We start from the raw sequence: 15,580 nt of genomic DNA on the forward strand, positions 1-15,580 counted from the left end.
GTTATGCTAAAACCATATTTGGTTCAGCAAACGCAACCGGCGATGTCGCATCTTCTTCGAATGTGACCCACTCCCACGCTTCTTGGTCAGCCAGTACTGCACGTAGCAATTGGTTGTTAAGACCATGACCGGATTTGAACGCTCGGAACTCACCGATGATTGGATGACCACACATGTAAAGATCACCAATCGCATCAAGAACTTTGTGCGTTACAAATTCATTTTCGAAACGCAAACCTTCTTCATTCAGAATACGGTATTCATCTAGCACGATCGCGTTATCAAAACTACCACCCAACACTAGGTTTTGTGATTGAAGGTACTCAATATCTCGCATAAAGCCAAATGTGCGTGCACGTGAAATTTCTTTCACAAACCCTTTAGAAGAGAAGTCAAACAACAAGCGCTGCTCGTCTGAGTCGATAGCTGGGTGGTTGAATTCAATCTCAAAGTCCATTCTAAAACCATTGAATGGAAGAAATTCTGCCCATTTATCGCCATCTTCAAAGCGAACTGGCTTCTTGATTCGAATAAAACGTTTAAGCGCGTTTTGCTCTTCAATACCCGCTTGCTGCAGCAAGAAAACGAACGGACTCGCACTGCCATCCATAATCGGGATTTCAGGAGCATCGACTTCTACTACGATGTTGTCAATTCCCATTCCCGCTAGAGCCGCATTTAAGTGCTCAACGGTTGAGATTCGAATGCCTTCATCGTTAACTAAAGCAGTACATAACATGGTGTCACGTACTGACATCGCATCAGCAGGGAAGTCAACAGGAGGATTGACGTCTGTACGTCGGTAGATTACGCCAGTGTTTGCAGCGGCAGGGCGAAGAGTAAGCGTGACTTTACGACCAGAGTGGAGCCCCACACCAGTTGTTTTCACTATTTCTTTCAGAGTACGTTGTCTGATCATCTACTTTGCCTCAGTAAAATGCCACAAATGACGGTCAATAATCGATATTGACCGCGTATGCTACCATAATTTTGAACACTGTCAAATTATAGTGTAACTGATTAATCCGCTTGACGACGTAAGAATGCTGGAATATCGAGATAACCGCTTTCTTTGTCTGCCTTAGGTGCTGCACTTTGACCTGCACCAGAACTTGTTGGTGTTGTCGTCGGCTGAGGAGTCACCTGAGGTTTCTCATGCAAAGTTGGTGCCGGTTTTTCTTCCACTTTATTGACACTTGCTTGTGGTGCCGGTGCCGCTTGTGGTTGAGTTTGAGGCTGTGCTACTGGAGCAACTTTCGCCTTACCGCCAGCTACTAGCGTGATATCTGGCTTCTTCTCGTTACCAATACCAGTCGCAACCACTGTTACACGAATTTCATCCGCCATATCAGGATCAAGTGATGTACCAATAACCACAGTTGCATTGTCAGAAGCGAACGCTTTAACTGTGTTACCCACAGTTTCAAACTCATCTAGACGCATATCTAAACCTGCTGTGATGTTCACAAGTACGCCACGTGCACCAGCCAGATCGATATCTTCTAGAAGCGGGCTAGAAATTGCCATTTCTGCAGCTTCTTCTGCTCGGTCTTCACCTTTAGCAACACCGCTGCCCATCATCGCATGACCCATTTCCGACATCACGGTACGAACGTCTGCAAAGTCGACGTTGATCATACCAGGACGTGTAATTAGCTCTGCAATACCTTGAACCGCATTTTTCAGTACATCATTCGCGCTAGCAAAAGCTTCAAGAAGGGTAATACCGCGACCCAGAACTTTCAGAAGCTTCTCGTTAGGAATCGTGATTAATGAATCCACATGCTTAGAAAGTTCTTCAATACCCTGCTCAGCAAATGCAAGACGCTTCTTACCTTCGAAGCTAAATGGTTTAGTAACCACTGCTACAGTCAAGATGCCCAGCTCTTTTGCGACTTCCGCAATCACTGGAGCAGCACCTGTACCAGTACCACCACCCATACCAGCTGCGATAAATACCATATCGGCACCATCGAGCTCATCTTTAATTCTATCGCGATCTTCGAGAGCTGCGTCACGACCTACTTGAGGGTTTGCACCTGCACCAAGTCCTTTGGTCATATCGCCACCAATCTGAATAACGCTATTCACACTGGTTTTACGAAGCGCCTGAGCATCAGTATTAATACTAATGAACTCAACACCTTCGATGGACTCACGTACCATGTGTTCAACGGCATTACCGCCACCGCCACCAACCCCAACGACTTTGATTACTGCGTCGTCAGACATTTCCATCATCGGTTCAAACATGTGTTATCTCCGTTTTTCCTGCTGCTCAGGTTAAAACTCTTTTTGTATCCAATTACGCAAACGACCAAACAATCCAGTTACTGAAGCACGAGCGGGCTCGTTGTATTCAGTATCTTCATTAATTTGACTGTCACGCGCGTAATGAAGTAAACCAACCGCCGTAGAATGATACGGCTCTTTAACGTAATCTGTCAGGCCGCTGACCTCTAAAGGCTTACCGACTCTAACTTGGTTGCGGAACACTCGCTCCGCACACTCTACCAACCCTTCAATTTGCGCTGCGCCGCCTGTCAGTACAACGCCAGCAGCCAAGTGATGCTTAATCCCATCATCACGTAGCTTTTCTTGAACAGAATCGATAGTTTGGTTAACCAATCCCATAAGTTCGGTGTAGCGAGGCTCAATCACTTCCGACAAAGTCTGTCTTTGCAAACTGCGGGAAGGTCGTCCTCCAACACTTGGAACGTTAACCGTATCGTCCTTGCTAACTAGCTCGCTTAACGCGCAGCCGTATTTTACTTTTATCTCTTCAGCATCACTTACTGGAGTGCCGAATGCAAATGCAATGTCACTCGTTACTGCATTACCAGCATACGAGAAAACTTCAGTGTGTCTTAGCGCGCCGCCTGTCCATATGGAGACATCCATAGTACCAGCACCGATATCAACAACACATACGCCCAGTTCGCGCTCATCTTCAGTGATCACTGCATTACTTGACGCCAAGCCTGAGTATACAAGGTGTTCGACCTTGAGTCCGCAACGCTCAACCGCTTTAATAATGTTTCTCGCCATATCATTGTGGCAAGAGATCAGGTGCACGCTAACTTCCATGCGTACTCCTGATAAACCTAGTGGATTTTTGATTCCTTCTTGGTAATCGATGGTGAATTCCTGTGGAATAACATGCAAAATGCGCTGTTCGTCACCAATTTTGATCGACTTTGCGGTATGGATAGCTCGATCCATATCTTCTTGAGAGACCTCCTCATCAGAGATGGTTCCCATGCCTTTTTCTATACGGCTCGCTATGTGACGACCAGAGATAGAGATGAACACATTGCTTATCTGGCATTCCGCCATAAGCTCTGCTTGATCCACCGCTCTTTGCACCGATTTAACCACCGATTCAAGATCGTTCACTCCACCTTTATCCATCCCCCGAGATGGGCTACTTCCGGCACCAATTATATTAATTTGACCATCAGGCAATACTTCACCTACCAGAGCCGATACGGTTGCAGTGCCTATATCAAGACCAACAATAATGTTGTCATCAGCGGTCTTAGTCATCTGTATTCTCTTGTTCTAACTCTTGTTCTGGGAACCATCCAACGGAAGCTCCCGTATCATACCTGAGGTCTATGTAGCTCACCCTTTCAGCTGCACTACCTAAATTCTTGTACAACGCAAAAAAGCGTTCGATTCGCTCTTCAAGTGATTCTTTACCGAGCTCTAAGCGGATGCCATTATCCAAGATAACTTGCCACGCTCTTCGATCATTAAGAACCAGTGAGGTAATCGATAAACTCAGTGCCTCAAACTTCGGTTCAAGCTCTCGCCATACTGACAATACTTCTTCGTTTGTCCCTTCTGGTCCGTAAAGCTTGACGCGTTCCCCTTCAACTTGACCCAAGTCACCGTTAAACAGTAGACCTTCGCTATTGAGCAGACTATTTCCATTCCAAATCGCTTCGGCTTTGTGCTCAGTCAGAAACACTTTTACGGTGTCTGGCCACTGTTTACGGATTGAAGCATGAGATACCCAAGGAATAGATTCGGCTACGTCTTGCAGCACATTCACATCCTGCGACATGAATGTGCCCACATGTTCCAAGCGCGAAAAAGCGAATTGGACATCATTGGCAGAGACGTAATGCAAATCGCCTTGAAGTACGATTTTGGACAATGGCAGACGCTGGTCATCCCACATCCAAGAAACGGTCGAGTAAAGGAGAGAGCCTATTAACAATAAGACCACCAGTAAAAAGCTCGCCCCAAAGGCATGCTCTTTGACTAGAGGACTCGAAGTTAAACGAGGGCCTTCATTAAAAGCACTTTTAATCAAAGTCCATAGTCCTTGCCGTTAGCTCGCTGATCGATTCCCTATCTCATTTCGTATAAAAGGGGCAAAAGCACTTACTTTAACCTTCGGATTATACTGTTGAGATTAAAAGTATCAAACACTGATATTGAGAAATCACCACTTAAAATGCAATAAGTGTGTCAAATACCCAAAAACCTGACTTTCCTACTAGGCGTTAAGCATCTTATCGATATTTAACTCAAAAGCCGCAAGCTGTTTCGCCACCTTACCGACATCTCCCGCACCTTGCGTCAGTACTAGGTCACCATCTTGTAGCACATTAGCAAGCACAGAAGGTAATGACTGACTATCGGGAACAAATATTGGGTCGAGTTTTCCACGCCCCCGAATTGTTCGACATAACGCACGGCCATCCGCGCCCGCAATGGGTTTCTCGCCGGCAGAGTAGACATCCAACATGATCAACACATCAACCTGCTCCAACACGTTGGCAAAGTCATCATAGAGGTCACGAGTACGACTGTATCTGTGAGGCTGAAAAATCATCACTAGGCGCTTGTCTTCCCACCCATTACGTGCAGCTTGGATCGTAACTTCAACTTCTGTCGGGTGATGCCCGTAATCGTCTACTAGCATCGCGTTGCCGTTACCTGTTTCGAATTCACCTAAGTGATCGAAGCGGCGCCCCGTACCTTGTGTTCCAGCCATCGCATTTAAGATTGCTTCATCAGAAATGTCATCTTCCGTTGCCACAGCAATTGCTGCTGAAGCATTTAACGCATTATGACGGCCTGGAATATTGAGAGTAATCTCAAGGTCCGCCTTCCCTTCACGAATGACGGTAAATTTCCCTTGCTGACCTTCTTGGCGATAATTGTCGATACGCACGTCCGCATCTTCTGAGAAACCATAGGTAATCACTTGTCGGCTAATGCGAGGTACTAATTCTCTCACAACGGGATCGTCGATACATACAATGGCTTGGCCATAAAATGGCAAGTTATGTAGGAAGTCGATAAAGGTTTGCTTGAGCGTTTCGAAATCGCCGCCGTAAGTGTCCATATGATCAGCTTCAATATTGGTTACGATACTGACCATCGGCTGCAAGTGAAGAAATGATGCATCACTCTCATCTGCTTCAGCAATCAGAATACGACTAGAGCCCAAACGCGCATTCGTTCCCGCACTCTTTACAAGCCCGCCATTCACAAACGTAGGATCTAAGCCTGCTTCTGAGTAGATTTGTGTCACGAGTGCCGTTGTTGTGGTTTTTCCGTGTGTACCAGCAACGGCGATGCCGTGACGAAAGCGCATCAACTCGGCAAGCATTTCAGCTCGGCGGACAATCGGGATACGTGCAGCGCGTGCCGCAATGACTTCAGGGTTTTCTTCGTTAATCGCGGTCGATACGACGACAACGCTAGCTTGTGCCACGTTTTTTTCTGCGTGACCAATGTATACCGTTGCGCCTTTCTGAGTAAGTCTGTCAGTGACCGGATTCTCTGCGATGTCCGAACCTGAGATTTGATAGCCTTCGTTTAGCAAAACTTCAGCAATTCCGCTCATTCCCGCGCCACCAATGCCGATAAAGTGGATGCATTTAACGCGGCGCATCTCTGGCACCATTGCTCTAATCTGAGCCAAATCTTGTGTATGTTGAATTGTCATGAATATTTCTCGTTATTTTGTTAGTGCGACAATGGCCTCAGCAACCACTTTGTCTGCATCTAACTTAGCGGCCACACGAGCTTTCGTCGCCATCGTCACTAACGCATCTCGATCCAAAGAGCGGATCTGCATGGCTAGCTTTTCGACGGTGAGCTCTGGCTGCTCAATCATTTTTGCTGCGCCACATTCTACTAAGTGGTCAGCATTTAAAGCTTGTTGTCTGTCTTTGTGCATAAACGGGATAAAAATGGCACCCACTCCCGCCGCAGAAACTTCTGAAACGGTCAGCGCGCCTGAACGACAAACGAGAAGATCTGCCCACTCATAAGCCTCGGCGACATCGTCGATGAACTCAACCACTTGCGCATGTGTAACGCTCTGCTGCTGATAAGCTTGAGATACCTCTTGATGATTGTTTTTCCCCGCCTGATGACGAATTTGATAACCATCTCCAAGCTCGGCCATCACTTCAGGCATGGTGCGATTGAGGATCTGAGCACCTTGGCTTCCGCCCATGACCAATATCCGAATGTCGTCATCACGCTCAACCATGCGCTTCGTTGGTGGGTCTATCGCGACAACATCTTCGCGTACTGGATTACCAACAACCGGAGCCTTAGGAAAAGCCCCAGGGAAAGCCTGAAAGACGCGCTTTGCAATCTTAGACAACCATTGGTTTGTCAATCCTGCGACCGCATTTTGCTCATGCAAAACAACTGGAATACCAAGTAACCAAGCAGCGACGCCACCAGGACCGCTGACATATCCACCCATACCGAGCACAGCGTCAGGCTTCCATCGTTTCATGTGCGCCTTGGCTTGCACAATCGCGTTTATAATTTGAAATGGTGCTTTAATCAGCCGACCAATACCTTGACCTCGTAGACCTTTTACTTGGATAAAATCGATCTCAATGCCATGTTTGGGGACCAGATCAGCCTCCATCCGGTCCGCAGTGCCAAGCCAGCGAATTTCCCATCCTCGCAACTGCAGCTGTTTGGCAACAGCCAGTCCAGGGAAGACATGCCCCCCGGTTCCACCCGCCATCACCATTAAACGTTTATTCTTTTTCATCATTCTCTAACTGTTTTTCATCATTGCCTTGGCTAATCAATCGACATTCATGGTCAATGCGCAACAATATCGATACGGCAACGGACATGACAATCAAACTCGAACCGCCATAACTAATTAAGGGCAGTGTTAACCCCTTGGTAGGAACCATGCCCGCAGCGGCGCCAACATTGACTAAGGTTTGAAAAGCAAACCAAATTCCAATACCAAATGCTAAATAGCCTCCGAACAATTGCTGGCATTCGAACGCTTTGCGGCCAATCAAAATCGCTTTGGTGACCAAGCTAAAGATCAGTAATAAGGCAAGGACGACACCAACAAAACCCAGCTCTTCCGCGAGTACGGCAAACACGAAGTCGGTATGCGCTTCAGGTAGATATTCCAGCTTTTGGATTGAATTACCGAGGCCTTGACCGAACCATTCTCCTCGTCCAAATGCCATCAGAGATTGCGTCAGCTGATAGCCGCTACCGAACGGGTCTTCCCATGGATCGGCAAAGGACGTTACCCGCCGCCAACGATAAGGTTCGAAATAGATCAGTGCCGCAACCGAGGCAAGGCCAACGACCATTAACGCGAGGAACTGAGTCATTTTCGCGCCAGCGATAAAGAGCATGCCGAATAAGGTGACAAGCATGACGACCACTGTGCCCAAGTCAGGCTGGAGCAGTAACAAGACCGCTAACGTGCCAAAGACAATGATCGGTTTTATAAAACCACCAAAAAAGCTCGAACGCACCTCGTCATTCTTACGTACCAGATAGCCGGACATAAAGATGAACAACGAGAGCTTAGCGACCTCGGCAGGCTGGAGGTTGAATAACCCTAAAGGAATCCAACGGGAAGCGCCGTTGACTGATTTACCCGCGACAAGCACCACAAACAGCAAACCCACGGAGATAAGCAGCAATGCCATACTGAACTTCAGCCATCGCTCTAGAGGGACCTGTATGACAACGGTCGCGACACACAAAGCCAAAGACAAAAAGATCGCATGTCGGAACATGAAATGAAACGGCTGATCAGTTAAGCGAGAACTGATCGGAAACGACGCAGATGTCACCATCACCAACCCAGTCAGCATCAGACCCAACGAGATCCAGACCAACTGCCTGTCGTACAAGACTTCCGGTGATGCTGTGGTAATCCAGCGTTTGATGCTGGCAAAAGGGTTGTTTATCTGCATATCATTTAATGTGTCGAATTCATCGCTCAGGGTAATCCTTACGAGTAACGAAGCGCTAGCTCAGTGAATGCATCACCTCTAGCCATAAAATTACTAAACTGATCAAAACTCGCACATGCCGGAGACAGCAATACCATATCACCAGCTTGCAGTTGAGGGTTAATCCACGCCACGATCGCTTCCATGTTGTCAAAATATTTTGCGCTAGGGTGCAACGACATAAACTGAGAGCCATCTTCGCCAAAGCAACATAGTTGAACATTAAGTGATGCTAGTACCGGTGCCAGTTCAGAAAAGTCTGCTCCTTTACCGACACCACCAACCAACAAATAGAGTTTACCTTGCAGCGAAAGACCAGAAAGCGCAGCCAGTGTACTGGCTACATTCGTCGCTTTCGAATCATTGACCCATTTAATGCCTTGATTATCAGCAACAACTTGGCAGCGATGTGTCAGACCGCTGTAAGACTTTAACGCATCTAAACCTAAGGAGAGGTCAACGTCGACTTGAGAGAGCAAAGCTAACACCACTAACGCGTTCGCTATGTTGTGTCGGCCAACTAACGTCAAATCACTCGATGGCATAATCGGCGCCGAACCTTGAAACAAGAACTCTTGCCCCTGAAGCTCAGCCAAATGATAGTCAGCCGAACCATTGAGACTGAACTCAATAAGTTTTTTGTCGCCCACATCCGGGTATGTCGCTTTATCATCCGCGTTTACAATGCACGCGTCAGCATGATCAAAGATTCTCAACTTCGCTTGGCGATAACCCTCCATGCCTTCATAGCGATCCATATGGTCTTCGGAGAGGTTCAAAAACGCAGCGGCCTTCAGCGATAAACTAGACGTCGTTTCAAGTTGGAAACTCGACAGCTCAAGGACGTATAAATCCGCATCTTGCGCTAATAAATCCAATGCCGGAACGCCAATGTTGCCTCCTACACCGACTTTTAGCCCCGCCGCTTTCGCAACGACTCCGGTTAAGTCTGTGACCGTGCTCTTACCATTTGAGCCAGTAATCGCAATCACAGGTTTATCCACCTGCCATGCAAAAAGCTCGATATCACCGACAACTGGTACACCAGCAACTAGCGCCAACTGAATTTCAGGTGTTGCTAACGCAATCCCTGGGTTAGCAACAACCAAATCGGCATCAACGAGCCAGTCAGTGTTCCAACTGCCTGAATGTAACTCCACGCCACTAGGAAGTGATTCCTGACCGGGTGGGTTATCGCGAGTGTCGATGACTTTGATTGTTAAAGAGTGAGGCAATTTGTCGAGGTATTTAACGACAGAGAGCCCGGTAATACCGAGCCCTACTACGACGACACTTTCAATATTTTGCCAGCGGTCCATGGTCATATCGTGTTTCTATCCTTAACGTACTTTTAGCGTCGCCAAACCAACCAAAACAAGCACAATGGAGATGATCCAAAAACGCACGATAACGCGCGGCTCCGGCCAACCTTTTAACTCGTAATGGTGATGAATCGGTGCCATACGGAAAATGCGTTGACCACGCAGTTTATAAGAGCCCACTTGCAAAATCACCGACAAGGTCTCCATCACGAAAACACCGCCCATGATAACAAGAACAAACTCTTGACGTACTAACACCGCAATCGTGCCCAATGCTCCGCCCAATGCTAGTGAGCCGACATCGCCCATGAACACTTGCGCTGGGTAGGTGTTGAACCATAAGAAACCAAGACCAGCACCCACAATGGCCGTACACACCACAACTAACTCTGACGCTTGAGGGATGTAGGGAATATGAAGATAATTGGCGAACTGGACGTTGCCCGTCGCCCAAGCAATAGCGGCAAAGCCTGCTGATACTAGGACTGTAGGCATAATCGCTAAACCATCTAAGCCATCCGTCAAGTTAACCGCATTACTGGTACCCACGATGACAAAGTAAGTCAGTACGATATACATCAAACCGAGTTGCGGCATGATCTCTTTGAAAAAGGGCACAACAAGTTGAGTTGCAGCGGTGTCTTTCCCATGTGCGTACAGAGCAAACGCAACAACTAACGCAATTGCCGACTGCCAGAAGTATTTCCAGCGAGCAATTAAGCCATCAGTGTTCTTTCGCACGACCTTGCGGTAATCATCAACAAAGCCGACAGCACCATAGCCAATTAATACCGCCAACACTGCCCATACGTAAGGGTTAGATAAATCAGTCCAAAGTAAAACAGTGGTCACAATCGCTGCCAGAATCATGATACCGCCCATTGTCGGGGTACCGCGCTTACTAAAGTGCGACTCTGGTCCTTCATTGCGAACAACCTGACCAATTTGCAGCATCTGCAAGCGGCGAATCATTTTCGGTCCCATCCATAAAGAAATACCCAGAGCCGTCAAGACACTGACAATGGCTCGAAACGACAGGTATTCGAACAAACGGAAAAACGAAAAATATGGCTGGAGCAGCTCTGCAAGCCAAATGATCATGAATACATCTCCTTTAAAGCAGCGGCAATCTTACTCATTCCGGCACTGTTCGCGCCTTTAACCAACAAGGTTTGCGCGCAATCGTGCAACGGTAGCTGCTGCTTAATAAACTCAATCATAGCGTCATGAGTATCAAAGTGCGTCCCCTGGCATTGTTGACTGATTGCTCTCGCATCAGCGCCATAAGTCAGCACATGTTCAAATTTGAATGGGGCAGCATGTTCCCCGACTTGGCGATGAAGTGCAAGACTTTCGTCTCCTAACTCAGCCATATTGCCTAAAATTAACCAACGAACGCCTTTAAAGCTGCTTAACAAGTCTGCAGCGGCTTTCATAGCGGGTACGCTGGCGTTGTAACTGTCATCAATCAGCGTTATTTTTTCCGTTAAAGCGATAGATTCAACGCGGCCTTTCACTTTTGCCAGATGGCGTAACCCAGACTGGACCATCTCAATTGACGCTCCTAACTCGAACGCCAGTGCCGTTGCTGCCAGCGCATTCGCCACATTGTGTTGACCGATAATGCCTAGCTTAACCTCAAAGCCCCCCATAGGACTGAGGAGCTCAAATGACGCCTCACCAGAATTGTTCATCGTAATCTTATGAGCAAAATAGTCAGCAGTAGAATCTAACACAGAAAATGTTTTGACCTGCTTATCCGCAAGAACCTCTTGCCAGTGCTCTCCACCATTACTGTCTAAGTTGACAATGGCGGCGGACCCCGGGGCCAGCCCCTGATAAATCTCACCCTTGGCTTGCTTCACCCCATCCATTGAGCCAAAACCTTCAAGGTGCGCCGCAGCGACGTTATTCACTAAAGCCACATCAGGTTTAACTAGCTGAGTCGTGTAGGCAATTTCACCGATATGGTTCGCACCCAACTCGATGACAGCAAAATCGTCTTCTGGAGTGGAGCGCAGGAGAGTGAGTGGAACACCGATGTCATTGTTGAAGTTACCAGCCGTAAACAGGACTTGGCCCTTGTTCATCATAATGCTGGCAACCATCTCTTTGACCGTGGTTTTGCCGCAACTGCCGGTGATGGCAACGGTCGGAGTTTGACAGACTTGATGTACAAATTTGCCCAACTGACCAAGAGCGGCCTTCGTGTCTTTGACAAGCAGCTGCGGTGTTTGCGTATCTAGCGCTCGGCTCACCAGTAAAGCGGTTGCTCCTGCTTCTACTGCATTTAACGCAAAATCGTGAGCATCAAAACGCTCTCCGACCAAGGCAACAAATAGTGCTCCAGGTTCAATTGTACGCGTATCCGTTGAGACCGCATTGATGGCTGCATCATTGCCAACCAACTGCGCATCTAATTCATCTGCCAACTGAGATAACATCAAACTAATCATTAATTAAGCTCCAAAAGTTGCTGAGCTGATTCGCGATCAGAATAGTGAACGGTTTCATTGGCGAGCACTTGGTAGTCTTCATGACCTTTCCCCGCAAGCAAGATAATATCGTGAACCTCACTGTTGGCTAGCGCATATTGCAGCGCTTTAAATCTATCGTGTTCAACGATCGCTCGCTCCGGATTGCGCATGCCTGCGAGCATGTCATCCACAATCGCACTCGGCGATTCACTGCGTGGATTGTCGTCGGCTAATACAACATGATCAGCAAGTCGCTCACCAATCTCAGCCATCATTGGACGCTTTCCGGTATCGCGGTCGCCACCACAACCAAAGATCGCCCATAGTTTGCCGTGGCAATGTACTCTCAGTGCCATCAGTGCTTTTTCTAGAGCATCAGGCGTATGCGCATAATCTACGACGACCTTAGCTTTACCTTCGTTGTGGAATAACTCCATACGTCCGATAACGGGAGTGAGTTGTTTTGCCGTCTCGATGAGTTGCTGTTTATCGATTCCCAACGCCAGTAACGTGGTAAAGGCGACCAGTACATTGTTCGCATTAAATTCACCGATCAACGGAACGCTAAACTGACCATCACCAAAACGGCCAGAAAATGCGAGTGAGATACCCGACTCTGAGTAATCAACTTGGGAAGCAAAGACGGCATTAGTGCTCGACAATGGTTGAAGAGAGACTTGAATCGCATCCGGCAATTGCTCTGCCCACTTAGCACCCACTTGATCATCAACGTTAATGATCGCTTTTCCACACTGATGCTCGGTAAATAGAGAGCGTTTAGCGAGCTCGTACTCTTCCATCGTTCCGTGGTAATCAAGATGATCTCGGCTTAAGTTGGTAAACACACCAGCGGCAAAAGGCAGTGTTTTTACGCGACCTTGAACCAAGCCATGCGAAGAGATTTCCATCGCCGTAAAGTCTGCACCTTGAGACTCTATCGACACCAGTGTTTGTTGAATTTCAATTGCGCTCCCTGTCGTATTGACCGCAGGTTGAAGTGCATCTAAAAAACCATTACCCGCAGTACCTAATACGGCTGCTCGCTTACCGACTAGATTTAGCCACTGCGCAATAATTTGCGTAATCGTTGTTTTACCGTTTGTCCCCGTGACACCGACGAGTTTCATGTCACCAAGCGTATACAAGCGTGACGCTAGCGCAGAAAGATTGCGATCGAGCTGATCAATATAAATGACAGGCACGCGGCTTTCTGTAGAGCAAACACCTTGAGGATGACGTTCACACGATTGTGCAATCACAGCGTTAGCACCACGATTGATGGCTGACTCGATAAAACGTCGACCATCTACAGCGTGACCTTTGATGGCAACAAACGTTGTACCCTCGGTGATTTTACGGCTATCCAACTCTAGGTTTGAAATAGCCATGTCATGGAATTCATGGGCTGAGATATCCACCCAAGGCGCAAGTAATGTCGATAATGCGATCGGTTTTGACATAAAGCGTCTCTATTAATTTTCTTTAAATCTGTTTTCGTCAGGCGCCACATTCAATATTTGCAGCGTGCCTTTTAAAATCTCTGAAAAAACGGGGCCAGCCACCGAACCGCCGTAATAGTTGTCGCCTTGTGGTTCGTTAACCACGACAACCAGTGCCACTCTCGGGTCACTTGCTGGTGCGACTCCTGCGGTATAGGCAAAGTATTCATCACCATAGCCGCCCGCAATCGCTTTTCTTGAGGTACCAGTTTTAGCAGCGACTCGATACCCTGGTACTGCCGCTTTTGTTGCGGTACCGCCAGGTTGAGTGACCGTCTCCAGCATAGCAAGAACCTTATGGGCATTGTCACTGTCAATCACCTGTCTTGAGAAGTCTTGGTCATTATTTTCAATAATGTGAATAGGCTGGTATTTACCAAAGTTACCTAATGTCGCATAAGCGTGGGCAAGCTGAAGTGGAGTGATGGTGAGACCATAACCGAACGAGAGCGTCGCGATTTCAAATTTAGACCAGCGGCGGCGATTGGGGAAAATACCCTGAGTCTCACCAACCAAGTTAAGACCCGATACTTCACCAAAGCCCACCGAGCTGTACATTCCTAATAAAGCCTCTAACGGCATATCAAGCGCCAGTTTCGCGACACCAATGTTACTCGATTTTTTAAGGATCGTAGTAAGATCGGCTTTGCCCACCTTAGAAGTATCTCGTACGCGGCTGCCACCAATTTGCATGATGCCATTGCCGGTATCAATCACGGTATCATCGTCGGCAACGCCATTTTCAAGCGCCGCCAACACGACAAAAGGCTTAACCGTGGAGCCCGGCTCAAAGGCATCGGTGATCACGCGGTTGCGCATTTTTGCCGATTGCAAATCAGAACGATTGTTAGGGTTATAGGAAGGTGCGTTCACCATGGCTAATACAGCGCCAGTTTTCACATCGAGGATAACGGCAGAGCCAGAAGTCGCGCGATAATCTGCAACCGCTTGTTTAATCGCTCGATAAGCGATGGCTTGGATACGTTGATCGATCGTCAATTTTAGGGGTTTACCCTCTTCACGCTCTTCCAGTGAGATGTTTTCAACAACGCGTCCATAGCGGTCTTTACGGATAATGCGCTTGCCCGCCTCTCCGGTGAGCCACTTGTCGTAACTTCTCTCTACCCCTTCAAGACCATGGCCATCAATACCCGTCACTCCGACAAGGTGGGCACTAACTTCACCGGCAGGATAATAGCGACGAGATTCTGCTTTTAAGCCAACCCCTGCGAGTCTCAATTCTCGAATATAGTGCGCCATCGCAGGACTCACCTGACGCTGAAGATAAATAAAGCGACGTTTCTTGTTGCGATTGATTTTCTCGATCAATTCACCGCGTTTAATGCCAAGGACGTCGGCAAGTGCATGCCAACGGTCTATGTCACTTAATCCACCTTCTTTAAAGATGGTCACAGGATCGGCCCAAACCGCTTCAACGGGCACACTGACAGCAAGTGGTTCATCATTGCGATCGGAAATAATACCACGGGCTGAGTGCAACGTTTTTGCACGAACAGAACGTAAGTCACCCTGCTTGATCAAATTGTCTGGCTCGATAATTTGAATATAAGCAATACGCCCCACCAAGGCCGAAAACGCGATAAAAACACAGCAAAGCACAAGGTTAAAACGCCAACGTATCAACGTTGGTGGCTGACTCACTTCTGAGGTTTGGACGGGGGTGACTTTCTTTTTGCTCATGGGAGTTGAATAATGACTTCTTTGTCTGATTCAGGACGCATCATTTCGAGATCCTGCTTAGCAACCGCTTGAACTCTGCTATGTTCAGCTAGAGCGGTTTCCTCTAACAACAGGTTGCGCCACTCATTGTCTAAACGTTCACGCTCCATTAACGCTTGGTCTTTTTCCGTGATCGCCTGACGGGTGTGGTGAGTGGTAAAAACAACTCCCATTGCACTGGCAAAAATAAGCACCAACAAAACCAACGGCACCCGACCTACCGTAATCAGATCGAGTGCAATAATTTTAGCGAGATTAGGCGCAGACTTGCTCAT

The 15,580-nt window shown here is 47.6% G+C and carries 13 protein-coding genes; all 13 read right to left on the minus strand.

The genetic code is table 11. The features are described 5' to 3' along the window. Position 1 precedes the first annotated feature (1 nt). On the minus strand, positions 2-919 hold the full coding sequence (gene lpxC, locus U9J37_RS08435) for a UDP-3-O-acyl-N-acetylglucosamine deacetylase (protein WP_038139670.1): 918 nt from the start codon (positions 917-919) through the stop codon (positions 2-4). 101 nt (positions 920-1,020) lie between these two features. After that, positions 1,021-2,253: a cell division protein FtsZ gene (gene ftsZ / locus U9J37_RS08440; RefSeq protein WP_038139672.1), complete on the minus strand. Its 1,233-nt coding sequence runs from the start codon at positions 2,251-2,253 to the stop codon at positions 1,021-1,023. A gap of 30 nt (positions 2,254-2,283) precedes the next feature. Continuing rightward, complete coding sequence (gene ftsA / locus U9J37_RS08445; protein WP_005476324.1) at positions 2,284-3,546, minus strand: cell division protein FtsA; 1,263 nt, start codon at positions 3,544-3,546, stop codon at positions 2,284-2,286. Then, on the minus strand, positions 3,539-4,321 hold the full coding sequence (locus U9J37_RS08450) for a cell division protein FtsQ/DivIB (RefSeq protein ID WP_038139674.1): 783 nt from the start codon (positions 4,319-4,321) through the stop codon (positions 3,539-3,541). The genes ftsA and U9J37_RS08450 overlap by 8 nt, the downstream gene beginning before the upstream one ends. Before the next feature lie 186 nt (positions 4,322-4,507). Beyond that, positions 4,508-5,968, minus strand: a complete 1,461-nt coding sequence (gene murC, locus U9J37_RS08455) for a UDP-N-acetylmuramate--L-alanine ligase (RefSeq protein WP_005476322.1) — start codon at positions 5,966-5,968, stop codon at positions 4,508-4,510. A 12-nt stretch (positions 5,969-5,980) separates the two neighbouring features. After that, positions 5,981-7,042: an undecaprenyldiphospho-muramoylpentapeptide beta-N-acetylglucosaminyltransferase gene (gene murG / locus U9J37_RS08460; protein ID WP_043887459.1), complete on the minus strand. Its 1,062-nt coding sequence runs from the start codon at positions 7,040-7,042 to the stop codon at positions 5,981-5,983. After that, positions 7,029-8,228, minus strand: coding sequence for a cell division protein FtsW (ftsW, locus tag U9J37_RS08465; protein WP_005476333.1), 1,200 nt, complete (start codon positions 8,226-8,228; stop codon positions 7,029-7,031). The genes murG and ftsW overlap by 14 nt, the downstream gene beginning before the upstream one ends. Positions 8,229-8,266: 38 nt before the next feature. Beyond that, complete coding sequence (murD, locus tag U9J37_RS08470) at positions 8,267-9,592, minus strand: UDP-N-acetylmuramoyl-L-alanine--D-glutamate ligase (RefSeq protein ID WP_005476343.1); 1,326 nt, start codon at positions 9,590-9,592, stop codon at positions 8,267-8,269. Between the two features lie 15 nt (positions 9,593-9,607). Beyond that, positions 9,608-10,690, minus strand: a complete 1,083-nt coding sequence (gene mraY, locus U9J37_RS08475) for a phospho-N-acetylmuramoyl-pentapeptide-transferase (RefSeq protein WP_005476334.1) — start codon at positions 10,688-10,690, stop codon at positions 9,608-9,610. Beyond that, complete coding sequence (locus U9J37_RS08480; RefSeq protein WP_005476332.1) at positions 10,687-12,045, minus strand: UDP-N-acetylmuramoyl-tripeptide--D-alanyl-D-alanine ligase; 1,359 nt, start codon at positions 12,043-12,045, stop codon at positions 10,687-10,689. Before U9J37_RS08480 ends, mraY begins: the two co-directional genes overlap by 4 nt. Beyond that, positions 12,045-13,526 carry a UDP-N-acetylmuramoyl-L-alanyl-D-glutamate--2,6-diaminopimelate ligase gene (murE, locus tag U9J37_RS08485; protein ID WP_005476320.1) on the minus strand — a complete coding sequence of 494 codons (1,482 nt, stop codon included), beginning with the start codon at positions 13,524-13,526 and terminating at the stop codon, positions 12,045-12,047. The genes U9J37_RS08480 and murE overlap by 1 nt, the downstream gene beginning before the upstream one ends. A gap of 12 nt (positions 13,527-13,538) precedes the next feature. Further along, the gene (locus U9J37_RS08490) at positions 13,539-15,266 is read right to left on the minus strand and encodes a peptidoglycan glycosyltransferase FtsI (RefSeq protein WP_005476342.1); all 1,728 of its coding nucleotides are present in this window, start codon (positions 15,264-15,266) and stop codon (positions 13,539-13,541) included. Continuing rightward, a complete protein-coding gene (gene ftsL / locus U9J37_RS08495; RefSeq protein ID WP_005476338.1) occupies positions 15,263-15,580 on the minus strand; it encodes a cell division protein FtsL in 318 nt (105 codons plus the stop codon). The genes U9J37_RS08490 and ftsL overlap by 4 nt, the downstream gene beginning before the upstream one ends.

The sequence above is a fragment of the Vibrio sp. 16 genome (assembly GCF_963681195.1).
Classification (GTDB): domain Bacteria; phylum Pseudomonadota; class Gammaproteobacteria; order Enterobacterales; family Vibrionaceae; genus Vibrio; species Vibrio sinaloensis_D.

Excerpts from the sequence above, each read along its gene's own strand:
- lpxC (WP_038139670.1), bottom strand. The coding sequence starts at position 919 with ATGATCAGACAACGTACTCTGAAAGAAATAGTGAAAACAACTGGTGTG.
- ftsZ (WP_038139672.1), bottom strand. The coding sequence starts at position 2,253 with ATGTTTGAACCGATGATGGAAATGTCTGACGACGCAGTAATCAAAGTC.
- ftsA (WP_005476324.1), bottom strand. The coding sequence starts at position 3,546 with ATGACTAAGACCGCTGATGACAACATTATTGTTGGTCTTGATATAGGC.
- murC (WP_005476322.1), bottom strand. The coding sequence starts at position 5,968 with ATGACAATTCAACATACACAAGATTTGGCTCAGATTAGAGCAATGGTG.
- murG (WP_043887459.1), bottom strand. The coding sequence starts at position 7,042 with ATGAAAAAGAATAAACGTTTAATGGTGATGGCGGGTGGAACCGGGGGG.
- ftsW (WP_005476333.1), bottom strand. The coding sequence starts at position 8,228 with ATGCAGATAAACAACCCTTTTGCCAGCATCAAACGCTGGATTACCACA.
- murD (WP_005476343.1), bottom strand. The coding sequence starts at position 9,592 with ATGACCATGGACCGCTGGCAAAATATTGAAAGTGTCGTCGTAGTAGGG.
- mraY (WP_005476334.1), bottom strand. The coding sequence starts at position 10,690 with ATGATCATTTGGCTTGCAGAGCTGCTCCAGCCATATTTTTCGTTTTTC.
- U9J37_RS08480 (WP_005476332.1), bottom strand. The coding sequence starts at position 12,045 with ATGATTAGTTTGATGTTATCTCAGTTGGCAGATGAATTAGATGCGCAG.
- murE (WP_005476320.1), bottom strand. The coding sequence starts at position 13,526 with ATGTCAAAACCGATCGCATTATCGACATTACTTGCGCCTTGGGTGGAT.
- U9J37_RS08490 (WP_005476342.1), bottom strand. The coding sequence starts at position 15,266 with ATGAGCAAAAAGAAAGTCACCCCCGTCCAAACCTCAGAAGTGAGTCAG.
- ftsL (WP_005476338.1), bottom strand. The coding sequence starts at position 15,580 with ATGAGCAAGTCTGCGCCTAATCTCGCTAAAATTATTGCACTCGATCTG.